The 15,077-nt window shown below is 64.4% G+C and carries 12 protein-coding genes; all 12 read left to right on the forward strand.

What is annotated here, in order from left to right; translation table 11 throughout:
- The first annotated feature begins 4 nt into the window (after positions 1–4).
- The gene (locus FHR27_RS21925; RefSeq protein WP_042553624.1) at positions 5–736 is read left to right on the forward strand and encodes a carbonic anhydrase; all 732 of its coding nucleotides are present in this window, start codon (positions 5–7) and stop codon (positions 734–736) included.
- A 200-nt stretch (positions 737–936) separates the two neighbouring features.
- Entirely contained in the window at positions 937–2,466 is a 1,530-nt protein-coding gene (locus FHR27_RS21930; protein WP_042553623.1) for a SulP family inorganic anion transporter, read from the forward strand.
- Positions 2,467–2,741: 275 nt separating this feature from the next.
- Complete coding sequence (locus FHR27_RS21935; RefSeq protein ID WP_179539561.1) at positions 2,742–3,374, forward strand: SCO family protein; 633 nt, start codon at positions 2,742–2,744, stop codon at positions 3,372–3,374.
- 377 nt (positions 3,375–3,751) lie between these two features.
- On the forward strand, positions 3,752–4,255 hold the full coding sequence (locus FHR27_RS21940) for an RNA polymerase sigma factor (protein ID WP_042553620.1): 504 nt from the start codon (positions 3,752–3,754) through the stop codon (positions 4,253–4,255).
- 90 nt (positions 4,256–4,345) lie between these two features.
- Positions 4,346–5,326 (forward strand): FecR family protein, encoded by a 981-nt coding sequence (locus FHR27_RS21945; protein ID WP_179539562.1) that lies wholly within the window; start codon positions 4,346–4,348, stop codon positions 5,324–5,326.
- Between the two features lie 131 nt (positions 5,327–5,457).
- Positions 5,458–8,520 carry a TonB-dependent receptor gene (locus tag FHR27_RS21950; RefSeq protein ID WP_179539563.1) on the forward strand — a complete coding sequence of 1,021 codons (3,063 nt, stop codon included), beginning with the start codon at positions 5,458–5,460 and terminating at the stop codon, positions 8,518–8,520.
- Between the two features lie 114 nt (positions 8,521–8,634).
- The gene (locus FHR27_RS21955; protein WP_042553618.1) at positions 8,635–9,198 is read left to right on the forward strand and encodes a heme acquisition protein HasA; all 564 of its coding nucleotides are present in this window, start codon (positions 8,635–8,637) and stop codon (positions 9,196–9,198) included.
- Positions 9,199–9,385: 187 nt separating this feature from the next.
- Entirely contained in the window at positions 9,386–11,146 is a 1,761-nt protein-coding gene (locus tag FHR27_RS21960) for a type I secretion system permease/ATPase (protein ID WP_042553617.1), read from the forward strand.
- Positions 11,146–12,471, forward strand: a complete 1,326-nt coding sequence (locus FHR27_RS21965) for an HlyD family type I secretion periplasmic adaptor subunit (RefSeq protein WP_179539564.1) — start codon at positions 11,146–11,148, stop codon at positions 12,469–12,471. The genes FHR27_RS21960 and FHR27_RS21965 overlap by 1 nt, the downstream gene beginning before the upstream one ends.
- Positions 12,472–12,572: 101 nt before the next feature.
- Positions 12,573–13,826 carry a TolC family outer membrane protein gene (locus tag FHR27_RS21970; RefSeq protein ID WP_257027155.1) on the forward strand — a complete coding sequence of 418 codons (1,254 nt, stop codon included), beginning with the start codon at positions 12,573–12,575 and terminating at the stop codon, positions 13,824–13,826.
- Positions 13,827–13,937: 111 nt separating this feature from the next.
- On the forward strand, positions 13,938–14,531 hold the full coding sequence (locus tag FHR27_RS21975) for a biliverdin-producing heme oxygenase (protein WP_042553615.1): 594 nt from the start codon (positions 13,938–13,940) through the stop codon (positions 14,529–14,531).
- Positions 14,524–14,937, forward strand: a complete 414-nt coding sequence (locus FHR27_RS21980; protein ID WP_042553614.1) for a YbaN family protein — start codon at positions 14,524–14,526, stop codon at positions 14,935–14,937. The genes FHR27_RS21975 and FHR27_RS21980 overlap by 8 nt, the downstream gene beginning before the upstream one ends.
- Positions 14,938–15,077: the final 140 nt, after the last annotated feature.

Raw genomic sequence — 15,077 nt, forward strand, 5'->3', positions numbered from 1 at the left:
CACCATGAGCGAGCGCATTCGTTCCATCCGATCCGCTACACCCTCGGCAGCCGGCAAGCAGACCGCGGAAGATGCCCTGCAGACCCTGCTTGATGGCTTTCAGCGTTTTCGCACCGAAGTCTTCCCCGAGCAGCGCGAGCTGTTCAGCAAACTGGCCCGCCAGCAGAGCCCGCAGGCCATGTTCATCACCTGCGCGGACTCGCGCATCGTTCCCGAACTGATTACCCAGAGCGACCCTGGCTCGCTGTTCGTGACCCGCAACGTCGGCAACGTGGTGCCCCCTTACGGACAGATGAACGGTGGCGTATCCACGGCCATCGAGTACGCGGTGATGGGCCTGGGCGTGCAGCACATCATCATCTGCGGACATTCCGACTGCGGCGCCATGAAAGCGGTGCTGGCGCCTGACACCATCGAGCGCATGCCGACGGTCAAGGCCTGGTTGCGTCATGCCGAAGTCGCCAAGACCGTGGTCGCCGACAACTGCGGCTGCGCCGATCACTCCACGCTCGGTGTGCTCACCGAAGAGAACGTGGTGGCCCAGCTCGACCACCTGCGCACGCATCCGTCGGTTGCTGCGCGCCTGGCCAGCGGTCAGCTGTTCATCCATGGCTGGGTCTATGACATCGAGAACTGCACCATCAAGGCCTATGACGCCGAGCGTGGCGAGTTCCTGCCGCTCGATGGCGAAACCGCTCCCAACGCCAGCCCTCGAGCGCGTTACCTGGCTTCCTAGCCGACCCCGACAGGACGTCACCCGGTGGCCATGAATCGACCCGTGGGTTAACCCCGCCAACAATCGACAGCCGTGTTCGGGTCTGCTCCGTCATTTCATGACGGTGACAGACCCTTGGGTTTTGACTGCCTACCTGCCAGACGGCGAGCGTTGCTTGTCGTCGTGACCTTTCGTGCGCCGTACCCGCAGGAGACCGCACCATGACCCTCGCTTCTTTCAAATCCGCTCTACCCCGTGATGCCCTGGCATCCATCGTGGTATTTCTCGTCGCCCTGCCGCTGTGCATGGGTATCGCCATCGCGTCCGGCATGCCGCCGGCCAAAGGCCTGATCACCGGCATCATCGGTGGTCTGGTGGTCGGTTGGCTGGCCGGCTCGCCGCTGCAGGTCAGCGGCCCGGCTGCCGGCCTCGCCGTACTGGTGTTCGAACTGGTGCGCACCCATGGCCTGGCCATGCTCGGGCCGATTCTGCTCCTGGCTGGACTGCTGCAACTGATCGCCGGGCGCCTGCGTCTCGGCTGCTGGTTTCGCGTCACGGCACCGGCAGTGGTGTACGGCATGCTTGCCGGTATCGGCATCCTTATCGTGCTTTCGCAGTTGCACGTGATGTTCGATGTGAAGCCCCAGGCGTCCGGCCTGGATAACCTGCTGGCGTTTCCCGACACGGTGCGCCAGGCGATTCCCGGCCTTGGCGGCGGCAGTGCCATGGCGGCGGCCCTGCTGGGTTTCGGCACCATCGCCTGCATGTTCCTGTGGGACAAGTTGCGCCCCAACAGCCTGCGCTTTCTGCCGGGCGCGTTGCTGGGGGTGGCGTCGATGACGTTGATCAGCCTGTGGATGAATCTGGGCGTGGCGCGGGTCGAAGTACCGGCCACGCTGAGCGATGCCATCGACTGGGTAAAGCCCGCCGATCTGCTCAACCTGGCCGATCCGCACATCCTGCTGGCCGCCGTCGTGGTGGCTTTCATCGCCAGTGCGGAAACCTTGCTGTCTGCGGCGGCGGTGGATCGCATGCACAGTGGCGCGCGTTCCAATATGGATCGTGAGTTGTCCGCTCAGGGCATCGGCAACATGCTCTGCGGTGCGCTCGGTGCCTTGCCGATGACCGGGGTGATCGTGCGCAGCTCGGCCAACGTGCAGGCCGGCGCGCGCACCCGCATGTCGGCCATCCTCCACGGTGCCTGGTTGCTGGCGTTCGTCATGCTGCTGCCCGGTGTGCTGCAGAGCATCCCCATCGCTTCGCTCGGCGGTGTCCTGGTGTACACCGGTTTCAAACTGGTCGACATCAAGGCCATTCGCAGCCTCGGGCGCTATGGCCGGGCGCCGGTATTCATCTACGCGGCCACTGCCATCGGCATCGTCTCGGTCGACCTGCTCACCGGTGTACTGATCGGCTTCGCCCTGACACTGGTCAAACTGGCCAGCAAGGCTTCGCGTCTGAAGGTCAACCTCAATCAGGTCGGCCCCGACCAGGCGGAACTACGCCTTATCGGCTCGGCGACTTTCCTCAAGGTGCCGCACCTGGCCAGCGTGCTGGAGGGTATCGCGCCGACCACTCGCCTGTATGTGCCGCTGGACAAGCTCAGCTACGTCGATCATGCCTGCATGGAGTTGCTCGACGACTGGGGCCGCGCGGCAGAACAGCAGGGCGGTGCGCTGCTGATCGAACGCCACGGCCTCAACCGGCGCCTGGAAGGTCGCACACTGAGCATGCGTCGCGCGGTGGCCTGACAGCCCTCAGCCTTACAGGGCTTCAGCTGCCATGTGCAGCGTGGAGCCCGTCCGTTTCATCCGCGCCTGCTGCAATGGCAGGCGCGACTTTCTTCACCGTGACAGCTGGCCGCATGCGCCAATGCGACCTTGGCGCTCAGTATCTGGTACCTTTTCCCGCTGTTCATCGCCTACCGGCTGATCCCATCTGCCTGGCCGCCGTGCCATTCGCGTGTCGATCGGGGTTCTCTGGCCAGTCCCGGCGATCACCTTTCACTCAGACCATCGTGGCCGCCATGACCCGAAAGCAAATCACCGTATTCGTCCTGATCGCCGTCGTCGCACTGGTGCTCGGTCTTGCCGTCAATCAGGTGCTCAGCAATAAATCGAAGAACGACCCTGCCGCGTTGCTCGACGCTGGCATCGTCATGCTGCCGCAACAACGCCAGGTACCGGCGCTGGACTTCGTCGATCAGGATGGCCAGACCTTTTCCACCGGTCAGCTCAAGGATCAGTGGAGTCTGCTGTTCTTCGGTTACACCTTCTGCCCGGACATCTGCCCGGCGACCCTGGCTCAGTTGCGCCAACTGCGTTCGGAAATCCCGGAGGAGGCCTGGAACAACCTGCGCATCGTACTGGTGACCGTCGACCCCAATCGCGACACGCCCGAGCAGATGAAAAAGTACCTGGGCTATTTCGATGCCGGTTACATGGGCCTGACCGGTGAGCCGGACACCATCCAGACGCTGGCCAACGCGGTGAGCATTCCCTACATCCCGGCCGATACCAGCAAGGAAAATTACCTCGTCGACCACAGCGGCAACCTCGCCGTCATCGGCCCTGACGGCACTCAGCGCGGCTTCATTCGTGCGCCGATCAATGTCGACAAACTGGCCGCACAATTGCCGGGATTGGTCCGCAAGGATTGAAACGTTGGGCGAACGCCTGATGCCTGTCGGTGGCGTCTTCGCCGGCTCTCCAGGAGCCGCGACGCCGCGGCGAATGATGGGCATGACACGCATGGTGCGCTGATCACCATCGCATCGTCCGCGAGCGGGCTCCTCAGGGGCTCGCGGCTCTGCAGGTTTTGCAGACGAATCACGGCCAAGTGCGGCGGCACGGCGAGCCCGTCCATCGGGTGCATGAGGCCGTCGACGATCTGGAAGCAGGCTCGCTCACCCTGGCTTTCCTGCCTGTGCATGGCGCCAGCCTGACTGACGCGGTACCTGGTCAAAAATGTTAATTGAAAACTATTCTCATCGGTCGGTAAGATGCTGCTCCTTCCCGCTCAGGTCAGGTATGACGATTGTCGGATCTGGATCTCAAAGGCCTTTTCCAGCAGCACGCCAGGGCGCTACAGAGCTTCCTGCTGCGCAAGAGCCGTGACCCCCACCTGGCTGCCGATCTGGTCCAGGAAAGTTTCCTGCGCCTGACCGAGCAGGCGCGGCACGACCACATCGAGAATACCCCGGCCTATCTCTACCGTACCGCGCGCAACCTGCTGATCGACCACCGTCGCCAGCAGGATCGACGCAAGACCGACCTGGTGGGCGACGAGGTGCTCAACGCTGTCGAAGATGAGGTCGACAGCCTGGAAGACACGACCGAGAGGCAGCAACGTATGGAGCTGTTGCAGCGTGCTGTGGCCGAACTGCCACCGCGTACCCGCGAAATCTTTCACCTCAACCGAATCGAAGGGCTGACCCATGCCGAGGTCGCCAGGCGTCTGGCAATCAGTGACAGCTCGGTGCAAAAGCACTTGTCCAAGGCGCTGTCGCATGTCATGGAACGCCTGGGTGCAGGCCCATGAGCGGGAAAAATGCCGGTATCGCCGGGCGCTTTTACGGTAAAAGAGCCGCCCGAGCGTCATTACCCTTATAAGACGAACCGAGAGCACGACGTGAATAGCCCAGACCTGCAGGATCGCGGGATTCGCCAGGCCGCTGCCGAATGGGCGGTGCGCCTGAGCGATTCGCCACTCGCCGAGGATGAGCAGCAGGCGCTGCAGGCCTGGCTCGCCCTCGATTCGCGTCACGCCGCTGCCCTGCAGTTCGCTCGGCATACCTGGGGTGACCTCGCCAGTCTGACGGAGCCGCTTCTCGATGCTCCGCGGCGTGCACCCGCTCGGCCGCTTGCCGCGCCGCCAAGGCGCCGTAGCAGGCGTGCACTGCGTTGGCTGAGCAGCGCCTCGCTGGCGGTGATCGTTACCGCTATCGGCTGGACGCAGGGTAACGCGCTGTACCTGCCACTGATCGCCGACCACCTGACCGCCAGCGGGGAAGTGCGCACCTTCGAGCTGCCCGACGGTAGCCAGGCGACGCTCGATGCGCGCAGTGCCATACGCCTCGATTACACCTCCCAGGCGCGGCGTATCGAATTGCTGGCCGGCTCGGCCATTTTTCAGACGGCTCCGGTGGGCAAGCACGAGTCACGGCCATTCATCGTCGACAGCGGTGGTGGCAAGGCCCAGGCGCTGGGCACGCGTTTTCTGGTCAGCCGGGGTGACGCCGAGCAGGCGCTCGTCGGTGTCATGCAGCACCGTGTGGCCGTCAGCAAACATGGTCAGAGCCTGATTCTCGACGAGGGGCAGAGTGCGCGTTTCGACGCCGATGGGCGGATCGAGCGGCTGAGCCTGGATCTGTCGCGCGCCAGCAGTTGGCAGCGCGGTCTGCTGATTTTCGATCAGGTACCGTTGCAGCAGGTGGTGACCCAGCTCAATCGTTACCGCGACGGGCACATTCTCATTGCTGGCGGCCAACTGGCGCAGCGCCGAGTCAGCGGTGTGTTCCGCGTGGATTCGCTGGACGGTGCGGTCGCTACCCTCACGGGCGAGCTGCAGGCCCGGCATAGCGATCTGCCCGGCCTCAGCATCATTTACTGAGCCGCGTTCGCCTCGGCTTTTCAGTCGAACGAATAATTTCCAAAAACGCTTACTGAGTTTTCCCGGCTGCAACGTCTTGCTTGTTGATAGTGATTTTCATTACACACCAATATCAACAAAGAGCAGGGTCGATGGGCAACAAGGGAATGCGTCATTCAATCGCCGGAAACCAGAAAGGGCATCGCGCTCTGGGGCTGGCGGGTGGTTTGCTGGTGGGTGTGGCGCTGGTCGCTGGCAGTCGCGCCTGGGCCCAGCAGTCGGCGCCTTTGGCGGCGGATACGGGCGGCGCTGTGAGGGCAGCTCAGGTCCAGTTCGATATTCCCGCACAGCCGCTGGGGAGCGCGGTGATCGCCTTTGCCGAGCAGGCCGGGATTCAGGTGTTCTTCGACAGCAGCAAGCTGGCAGGGCTGCAGAGTCTTGAGCTGAAGGGGCCGCACGGGCCGGAGCAGGGCTTGCGTCTGCTGCTCAGTGGTCTGCCGGTCAGCTACAGCTTCACGGGTGAGCGGCGGGTCAACGTGGAGCGGCTGGCCGAAGTCGCCGGCACGCTGCAGATCGATGCGACGACCATCGAATCGACCCGCGACGTCAGCAATGAATGGATCTACCAGGCGCCGCGCTCGGTCAGCGTTATCACCCGTGACCAGCTCGACCGCAACCCGCCACGGCATGCGGCTGACATGCTGGTCGAAACGCCAGGCGTGTACAGCGCGGTGAGCGCCCAGGATCCAGGGCTGTCGGTAAACATCCGCGGCATGCAGGACTTCGGTCGGGTCAACACGATGATCGATGGCATGCGCCAGAACTTCAACGAGAACGGCCATCAGCAGCGCAATGGCCAGCTCTACGTGGATTCCGAGCTGATCAGCAGCGTGGTGATCGAGAAGGGCCCGCGCTCCGACGTCACCGGTGCCGCGTCGATTGCCGGCAGCGCCAACTTCGGCACGCTGAATGTCGACGACATCATTCTGCCGGGCCAGGATCAGGGCGTGCGCCTGCGCGGCATGACCGGCCTGGGCGGCCACGGCAATGGCGTCAACTTCATCGGCAGTGCCGCTGTGGCCGGGCGCTTCGATGACCGCTGGGAGCTGCTCGCCGCCCGTAGCCGACGCAGCTTCGGCGATTACGCGCCGGGCTCGCGTCGGGAGAACTTCGATTTCCTGCTCGGTGGCGTTCAGGATTCCGACCGCCCGATCACGCAGGTCGTCGATCGCATCAAGTTCTCCGATCAGGAGCAGGATTCGGAGCTGTTCAAGGCGCGCTTCGTCATCAATCCGGAGCAGGCCCTGCAGTTCACCTACATCAATACCGACCTCGGCTATGCCAACGTGTCCGACCGCCGGGTGATCAACCCGGTCGACGGCGCAGCACGGGACGGTGAAGAGGCCTGGCAGAAATACGGCGATGCCAGTGCCCGTTCGCAGTCCTTCGGGCTGGACTACAGCGTCGATTCCGACTCGCCGCTGCTGGATCTCAAGGCCAAGCTCTACTACGTCACCACCCGCAACCAGCGCGACACCGCCGCCGGGCGACCGGTCGTCACGGGCGGCGTGAACATGACCGATACCGCCTGGCGACTGGGTTACTGCGACCAGAGCCCGGTGCCCGGCTCCTGGACCAGTGCCTGCGAGGCCGGGCTGGGTAACGATGCGCGTACCAAGATCGACACCATCGGCTTCACCCTGGACAACACCGCGCGCTTCGTCTTGGTTGGCGTCGAAGGGTTTCGCTTCAACCATGGCCTGGAGTACTTCCAGGATCGTGGCGCCTCGGACACCGTCTACAACCGCCAGGGCCGTGAAGTGGGTAGCGACACCAATACCCTCAACCCCAACGGCAAGCGCAGCATCACCAGCGCTTTTGGCAGCCTTACCTTCGAGACCGAGCAGATCACGCTGTCGGGTGGGCTGCGTTATGACTACTACAGGCTCAAGGGCAAGACCCGCGTACCCGTTACGGACTGGACCTACGAGGGCCGTGCCCAGGTTTACAACCGTCTGCTCACGCAATCCATCGCTGACACTCAGCTACGCTGCACCAGCTACGTGGCGCCTGTGATACGCGGCCAGAGCGAAGCGGCGCGCCTGGCCCGTCAGGCGCGTACCAGAGCGAGTGCCTGCGCCAACATCCCGGGACTGCAGGCCAGACTGGCGGCCGACCCGACCTCGGATCCGCGCTACTACACGAGTTTCTATGATGGCATCTGGTCGTCCAACACCGGCATGCGCGCGTACGAGGTCGATGAGAGCCTGGACAAATTCCTGCCTACATTCGCTGCCGCGTACCGCCCTACCGACTGGCTGGAAGTCTTCGCCAGTTGGGGCAAGTCCTGGCGGCCGCCGGCGCTGACAGAGTCGCTGATGGAGGGCTCCCATCCCGGTGACCCTTTCGCCACCATGTACCCCAATCCCTACGCCGAACCAGAGACGTCGCGCAGTTGGGACCTGGGCTTCAACGTCAACAAGCTGGACCTGGTCACGGTGGGCGACCAGTTCAACGCCAAGGTCACGTACTACGACACGCGCGTCGACAATTACCTGATCACCTCGATGGACAATGCCCTGCCGGGCATGACCGGCGGACTGGGTAACACCATGTTCGTCAATAATCAGGCCCGCATGCAGTTTCGCGGGGTCGAGCTGGAACTGGACTACGACGCCCGCCGCTGGTACAGCGGCCTGAACTACACCCATGTGATCGGTGGCGACAACGATATCTGCCAGAAGACTTTCCCGCTCGGCAGCGACAACATCCGCGAAGACATGCCCCGTGAGGACGGCAGCTATTCGGACCTTCGCAACCAGGCCGTAGCCGCTGGATACCCCTCCTACCAGGCCTACCTGGATGCCCAGACCTATTGCGGGGGAGACGTGTTCGGCATGAACAGCGCCCGCAACTCTCCGATGGACCGCGGCAGTTGGGTGTTCGGCACCCGCTGGCTGAACGAAAGCCTGGAACTGGGCACTCGCCTCAACTACAGCGCCGCCGGCCGGCCCAGAGGCTGGAGCACCGACCTGTGGCCGAGCTACACCACCTGGGACCTGTTCGCCAGCTATCGCATCAGCCGCAACCTGCAGCTGCGCGCCACAGTGGAAAACATCCGCGACCGCAGCTACGTCATGGGCTACTCGGACATCTTCGTCAAATCCTATGGGCCCGGTCGTACCGTGATGGGCGGCTTCGAACTGCAGTTCTGAATAGGGTCGTCGCCTGTGAGGGTCCTGTTCGATGCACTCCGGTGACGGTGTGCGTATCGGTACCGCGAGGTGCCAATCAACCGGCGAACGATCGCCAAGCAAGGAGAAACAACGATGGCAATTTCCTATAGCTACGATGCCGACCACTTCCCGATCAACTTCACCTCGGGTGGCTCGCTTGCAGAATTGTTGGGCGCTTATGAAGCCAATGGCGTTGCCGGTCAGCACCCGGCCAACACTGGCGGTTTCTACACCAATGGCGTCGCGTCAGGGCTGTCCGGCGATACCTACGCGCTGTCGCTCAACAACGGCGCCTTCTCGTTCTCGGCGGTCGGCAACCTGTCCTACAACTTCAGCAGCCACTCGCTGTACGGCACCCTGCAGCAGGTGACCCTGGGGGGTGGCCTGAATGCCAACGGTACCGTTTCCAGCCCGCTGATCAGCTTCGACTTCGGCAACACGCCGCTGACCGCCACGGCGGCGGAAGGTCGCGACAATGCCGTGCACGATGTGATCTGGGGCTTGATGAACGGTTCGGTCGAAGGGGCTACCGACAGCGCCGGTACGCCGAACGACGGTGGCCTGCTGGCCGTGCTGGAAGCTGCCGGGCTGGCCGACGACATCATCACCGCAGCGGGTTCGTCGTTGAGCGAGTCCGAGTTGCTGCTGGCTGCCTGATCATCAGGCAATAAAAAGCGAACGGATAAGTCATCCCGTCCGCTCTGGTAACGCCGTCACGGCCCGTGTTTTCCAAGGCCCAGGCTGTGACGGTCACGAATTCTGGGTGTCGCCCGGGCGCCCGTCAATGGCGCCGGGGGATGCCGCCGGGCGTGTCGCGCCTGGCATTGCGCCAAGGAGCCCCTGCATGCGTGCGCCCGTTCCCGCGGCTGCCAACGAGATACTTCAGGCCCTGCGTGCCTGCCGATCAGGGCTGCTGCATGTCGGCCTGTTCTCTGCGGTGATCAACCTGCTGATGCTGGCACCTGCGCTCTACATGCTGCAGGTCTATGACCGGGTGCTCGCCTCCGGCAATGCCATGACCCTGTTGATGCTGACCCTTATCGTGGTCGGGCTGTTCGTGTTCGCCGGAGCGCTGGAATGGATCCGCAGCCTGCTGGTGATCCGGCTCGGTACGCAGATGGACATGCGCCTCAATGCACGGGTATTCGAGGCGACCTTCGAAGCCAACCTGAGCAACGCGCGACAGACCTCGACCCAGGCGCTGAGCGATCTCACCAGCCTGCGTCAGTTCGCCACCGGCAATGCGCTGTTCGCCTTCTTCGACGCCCCCTGGTTCCCGGTGTATCTGGGGGTGATCTTCCTGTTCAGCCCGTGGCTTGGTCTGCTTGCCCTGGTAGGTGCCCTGGCGCTGGTGATGCTGGCCTGGCTCAATCAGCGCCTGACCCGAGAGCCGCTTGGCGAGGCTGCACGGCTGTCCATCGCGGCGAATCAGCAAGCCGCCGGCCATTTGCGTCAGGCCGAAGCCATCGAGTCGATGGGCATGCTTGGCGCGATACGCCAGCGCTGGTTCGCCCTGCATGCCGGCTTCCTGGGCCAGCAGAACCTGGCCAGTGAAAAGACCGCCGTGTTCAGCGCCTGGTCCAAGTACGTGCGTCTGGCGCTGCAGTCACTGGTGCTGGGCCTGGGTGCCTGGCTGGCCCTGGATGGGCTGATCACGCCGGGTATGATGATCGCCGGTTCCATACTCATGGGCCGGGTGCTGGCGCCCATCGATCAGGTCCTCGGCGTCTGGCGGCAGTGGAGCAATGCGCGGCTGGCCTATGAGCGGCTGTCGGCGCTGCTCCAGGCGCACCCGCCGCGCCAGGCAGGCATGCCGCTGCCCGCGCCGCTCGGTGCGCTACGCGTCGAGCAGCTCAGCGCTTTCGCCCCGGGCACCCGCACGCCGTGCCTGGTGAACCTTGGTTTCGCCCTGGGGGCGGGCGAGGTGCTGGGTGTGATCGGCCCCTCGGGCTCGGGCAAGTCGTCCCTGGCACGCCTGCTGGTGGGCGTGGCCAAGGCGCAGACCGGCAAGGTGCGCCTGGATGGCGCCGATCTCCAGCAATGGGACCGCACTGCGCTCGGGGCTCATATCGGTTACCTGCCGCAGGACGTGCAGCTGTTCGCCGGCAGCGTGGCCGAGAACATTGCCCGTTTCACCGAGGTGGATGCGCAGAAGGTGGTGGCCGCCGCGCGTATGGCCGGTGTGCATGACCTGATCCTGCAACTGGCCGACGGCTACGATACCCGTCTCGGTGAAGGCGGCACCGGCCTGTCCGGGGGACAGCGGCAGCGTATCGGCCTGGCCCGTGCACTGTATGGCCTGCCAGCGCTGATCGTGCTCGATGAGCCGAACTCCAATCTCGACGAAGTGGGTGAGCAGGCCCTGCTGGCAGCCATCGCCGAGGCGAAGCGGCAAGGTCGCACCCTGGTGCTGATCGCCCACAAGCCGTCATTGCTGGCCAGTACCGACAAGTTGCTGGTACTGCGTGACGGGCAGATGCAGGCGTTCGGGGCCGCCGAGCGGGTCCTGCAGGAGTTGCAACCCAAAGCGGCACCCTTAGCGGCAGCCTTGCGTGGGGCCCCATCGCTGAGCATGAGTTACAGCAGCCACGGAGTGGCATCCTGATGGCCCAGTCCTTGCGCAAGGAGGGGCCACTGGCCGATGTGCTACCCCTCGACGAGCGGCGTTATTCACGCATGGGTGGCTGGCTGCTGGCAGTCGGTTTCGGTGGTTTTCTGCTTTGGGCTGGGCTGGCCCCCCTCGACAAGGGCGTGGCGGTCAGCGGCAACGTAGTGGTCGCCGGCAATCGTCAAGCCGTGCAGCATCCCTCTGGTGGGGTGGTTCAGAGCCTGCTGGTACGTGACGGTGATCAGGTCGAAGCCGGTCAGGTGCTGATTCGCATGGACGCCACGCAGATCCGTGCCCAGCGCGAATCGCTGTTCGTTCAGCACCTTGGAGCAGTGGCCAGCAGCGCTCGCCTGGAGGCCGAGCTTGACGGGCTGGCGGCCATCGCATTTCCGCCGGCCATCGCTTCAGCTGACGATCCACGGGTCGACTCGACCCTGGCCTTGCAGCGGCAGTTGCTCGCCAGTCGACGAGCCGCGTTGCGTCTGGAGCTCGATGGCCTGCAGGAGAGCATTGCCGGCAGCCAGGCCGTGCTCGAAGGGCTGCGCGCCGCCAAGGCTCACAAGGACGAGCAGCGCAGCAGCATGCAGGCGCAATTGAAGGGGCTGCGCGAGCTGGCCCGCGAAGGCTACGTGGCCCGCAATCGGCTGTTGGAAAACGAGCGGCTGTATGCCCAGCTCAATGGTGACATCTCCGAAGACCTCGGCAATATCGGCCGCACTCAGCGGCAGATACTCGAGCTGCGTCTGCGTGCCGCGCAGCGTGGCGAGGAGTACCAGCAGGACGTCCGTCAGCAGCTTGCCGATTCACGCCTCAAGGTGGAGGAACTGGGCAGCCGACTGAGCGCTGCCGACTTCGAACTGGCCCACAGTGAAGTCCGTGCCCCAGCCGCGGGCACCGTGGTCGGGCTCGACGTATTCACCGAAGGTGGGGTGATTTCGCCGGGGCAGATGCTGATGGAGATCGTCCCGCAGGACGCTCCGTTGCTGGTCGACGCACGAGCTCCCGTGGAGCTGGTCGACAAGCTGCAGCCCGGCCTGGACGTGGAACTGCTGTTCGTCGCCTTCAACCAGAGCCGTACGCCGCGGGTCAATGGCAAGGTGACGCTGGTCTCCGCTGACCGCCTGCTGGATGGAAAGACCGATCAGCCCTATTACCGGCTGCGTGTGCAGGTGGATGAAGACGGGTTGCGGCAGTTGCAGGGCCAACAGATTCGGCCCGGCATGCCGGTGGAAGCCTTCGTGCGCACCGGTGAGCGTTCGTTGCTCAACTATCTGTTCAAGCCGCTGACCGATCGCACCCATATGGCGCTGGTGGAAGAATGAAAGCATCGAATCGAACCCGGCGTAGGGTCTCACCAGCCCTCAGGTGCGGGATCCTGCTGCTCGGTGCGCTGCTCGCCGGGCCGAGCCTCGCGTTCGGCGTGATGGACGCTTACGCCCTGGCCCTGCGCAATGATCCGACTTTTCGCGCCGCCACCCGCGAGCGGGATGCTGGCGTGGAGAACCTGGCCATCGGCCGTGCCGGCTTGCTGCCGAACCTCTCGTACAGTTATCGCAAGGCCCGCAACGAGTCCGATGTCACGGCGGGCGGGGTGACCAACGACCGTGATTACGACAGCTACTCCTCGGCGCTGACCCTGCAGCAACCGCTGTTCGATTACGCCGCCTGGGCCGAGTACCGCCAGGGCGTGGCCAAGGCAGCGCTGGCCGACGAACGTCTGCGTGGGCGTGGCCAGGAACTGGTGGTGCGGGTGTTCGAGGCATACAGCCAGGCATTGCTGGCTGGTGAGCAGATCGAGCTGGCGGGTGCCCAGCGGCGTGCCTATGCCGAGCAGTTGCAGCTCAACCAGCGCACCTTCGAGGCTGGCGAAGGCACCCGTACCGACCTGCTGGAAACCCGCGCTCGCCATGATCTGTCGCGGGCGCAGGAGATCGAGGCGCAGGATGCCCTGGATGCCGCGCTGCGCGATTTGCAGGCAATCATCGGCGAGCCGGTCGAGCTTCGCCAACTGGCCCCACTGAGCGGCCCGTTCAGCGCCGAACCGCTGGCTCCGGCACGGTTCGAAGGCTGGCGCGACATGGCCATGGCGCACAACGCCGAACTCGCCAGCCAGCGCCATGGGCTGAGCGTGGCCGAGCAGGAAGTCGAGCGTCAGCGCGCCGGGCACCTGCCAACGCTGGGGCTGTACGCCAGTTCGCGCAAGACCAGCTCCGACTCGGAAAGCACCTACAACCAGAAGTACGACACCGACAGCATCGGCATCCAGCTCAGTATGCCGTTGTTCGCCGGTGGCGGTGTATCGGCGGCGCGGCGTCAGGCAGCGGCATCCTACGAGCAGGCCCGCTACGAGCTGGACGCCCAGCGCGACGGGGTGCTCAACGAGCTGCGGCGGCAGTTCAACCTGTGTGCGAGCAGCACCGCCAAGGTGCGCGCCTATGAGCTGGCGGTCGAGTCGGCCAGCGGTTTGATCGACGCCACCCGAAAGAGCGTGACCGGTGGCGAACGGGTCAACCGCGATGTGCTCGATGCCGAGCAGCAGCTCTACAGCGCCCGGCGGGATCTGGCCGAGGCCCGTTATGGCTACCTGCGCGCCTGGTTGCAACTGCGCTACCTGGCCGGGGTGCTCGGTGAGGCGGATCTGCGCCACTTGAGCCGTTACTTCCCGGCTAGCGCATGACAGTTGGCTCACGGAGCGAGTGGCGGTGTTTACCGACTTTCTCCTGCTGATTCGTCAGTTATCCAGATGATGCCGAGCACCGCTCGGGAGGCTCGTACAAGGAGAGACCCCATGACCGCCCAACAGGCACAGCTGTCCCATCCACTGCGTTCGCAGCGTCTCAACCAACTGACCCACGAGCCTCATGGCAAGCTCGATGCGCTGGTCAAAGGCCATGATCCGTTCGGCAGTCCAGAGCGTTTCGCACGCTTCGTCGCCGCCCAGTATCTGTTCCAGTACGACCTGGAAACGCTCTATCACGACCCCGCGCTGCTCGCGTTGCTACCGGATCTGCCGGCACGCTGCCGGTTGCAGCAGGCCCGTCTCGATCTGGCTGACCTTGGCCTGCCGGTGCCACTGGGCGATGAGTCTATTCGTGGCCAGTCCCTGGGGCTCGGCGCCGCCCTTGCCTGGCTGTTCGTGTCCGAGGGCTCCAAGCTGGGGGCGGCCTTCCTACTCAAGCGCATGCCCGCTCTGGGTTTGAGCGAGACCTTCGGGGCGCGGCATCTGGGCGAGCCCGAGGGTGGCCGGGCGCAAGGCTGGAAAACCTTCGTCGCGGCGCTCGACGGTGTCGAACTGGATGAGCAGCAGGAGCGCGAGGCCGAGGCTGCCGCCATCGCGGCCTTCGAGCGTTTCGCCGTGCACCTGGAGCGCAGCTTTGCCTGATACGCCACAGACGGTGGCGAGTGGCTGGGCACGCTGGCTATGGCTGGCGCTCGCCTACCTGAGCATCTGCATGGCGGCGCTGGGCGTGCTGGTACCTGGCTTGCCGACCACCGAGTTCGTACTGCTTGCCGCCTGGGCCGCGTCGCGCAGTTCACCACGGCTTAGCGCCTGGCTGGAGAGCCATCGTCTGTTCGGCCCGCTGCTGCGCAACTGGCGGGACGGTGGTGTGGTCACCCGGCGTACCAAGCTGGTAGCAAGCCTGAGCATGCTGATGGCCTTCGCCATCATGCTGCTGACAGTAGCGCACACGCCGTCGCTGATTTTCGCCGGCCTGGGCATGAGCGGCGGCGCGCTGTGGATCTGGTCTCGGCCGGAGCGACCACGCAAAGACAATTGCGCCCCATAGCCCGCGGTTGAGGGCAGCGATAGCTGGGATGCGTCGATATTAGACCTGGAGTTTTCGGTCGATTGTGCTCGGGTATCGCTTCGCTCGACGCCAGGCTGCGCATGCTGCGTTTGGCTTATGCTATGCCTTCGATCGAACGA

This window comes from Pseudomonas flavescens (assembly GCF_013408425.1).
In the GTDB taxonomy this organism is placed as follows: Bacteria; Pseudomonadota; Gammaproteobacteria; order Pseudomonadales; family Pseudomonadaceae; genus Aquipseudomonas; species Aquipseudomonas fulva_A.

Bases quoted from the DNA above. Each gene is read 5' to 3' on its own strand.
- FHR27_RS21925 (WP_042553624.1), top strand. From the start codon at position 5: ATGAGCGAGCGCATTCGTTCCATCCGATCCGCTACACCCTCGGCAGCC.
- FHR27_RS21930 (WP_042553623.1), top strand. From the start codon at position 937: ATGACCCTCGCTTCTTTCAAATCCGCTCTACCCCGTGATGCCCTGGCA.
- FHR27_RS21935 (WP_179539561.1), top strand. From the start codon at position 2,742: ATGACCCGAAAGCAAATCACCGTATTCGTCCTGATCGCCGTCGTCGCA.
- FHR27_RS21950 (WP_179539563.1), top strand. From the start codon at position 5,458: ATGGGCAACAAGGGAATGCGTCATTCAATCGCCGGAAACCAGAAAGGG.
- FHR27_RS21955 (WP_042553618.1), top strand. From the start codon at position 8,635: ATGGCAATTTCCTATAGCTACGATGCCGACCACTTCCCGATCAACTTC.
- FHR27_RS21960 (WP_042553617.1), top strand. From the start codon at position 9,386: ATGCGTGCGCCCGTTCCCGCGGCTGCCAACGAGATACTTCAGGCCCTG.
- FHR27_RS21965 (WP_179539564.1), top strand. From the start codon at position 11,146: ATGGCCCAGTCCTTGCGCAAGGAGGGGCCACTGGCCGATGTGCTACCC.
- FHR27_RS21970 (WP_257027155.1), top strand. From the start codon at position 12,573: ATGGACGCTTACGCCCTGGCCCTGCGCAATGATCCGACTTTTCGCGCC.
- FHR27_RS21975 (WP_042553615.1), top strand. From the start codon at position 13,938: ATGACCGCCCAACAGGCACAGCTGTCCCATCCACTGCGTTCGCAGCGT.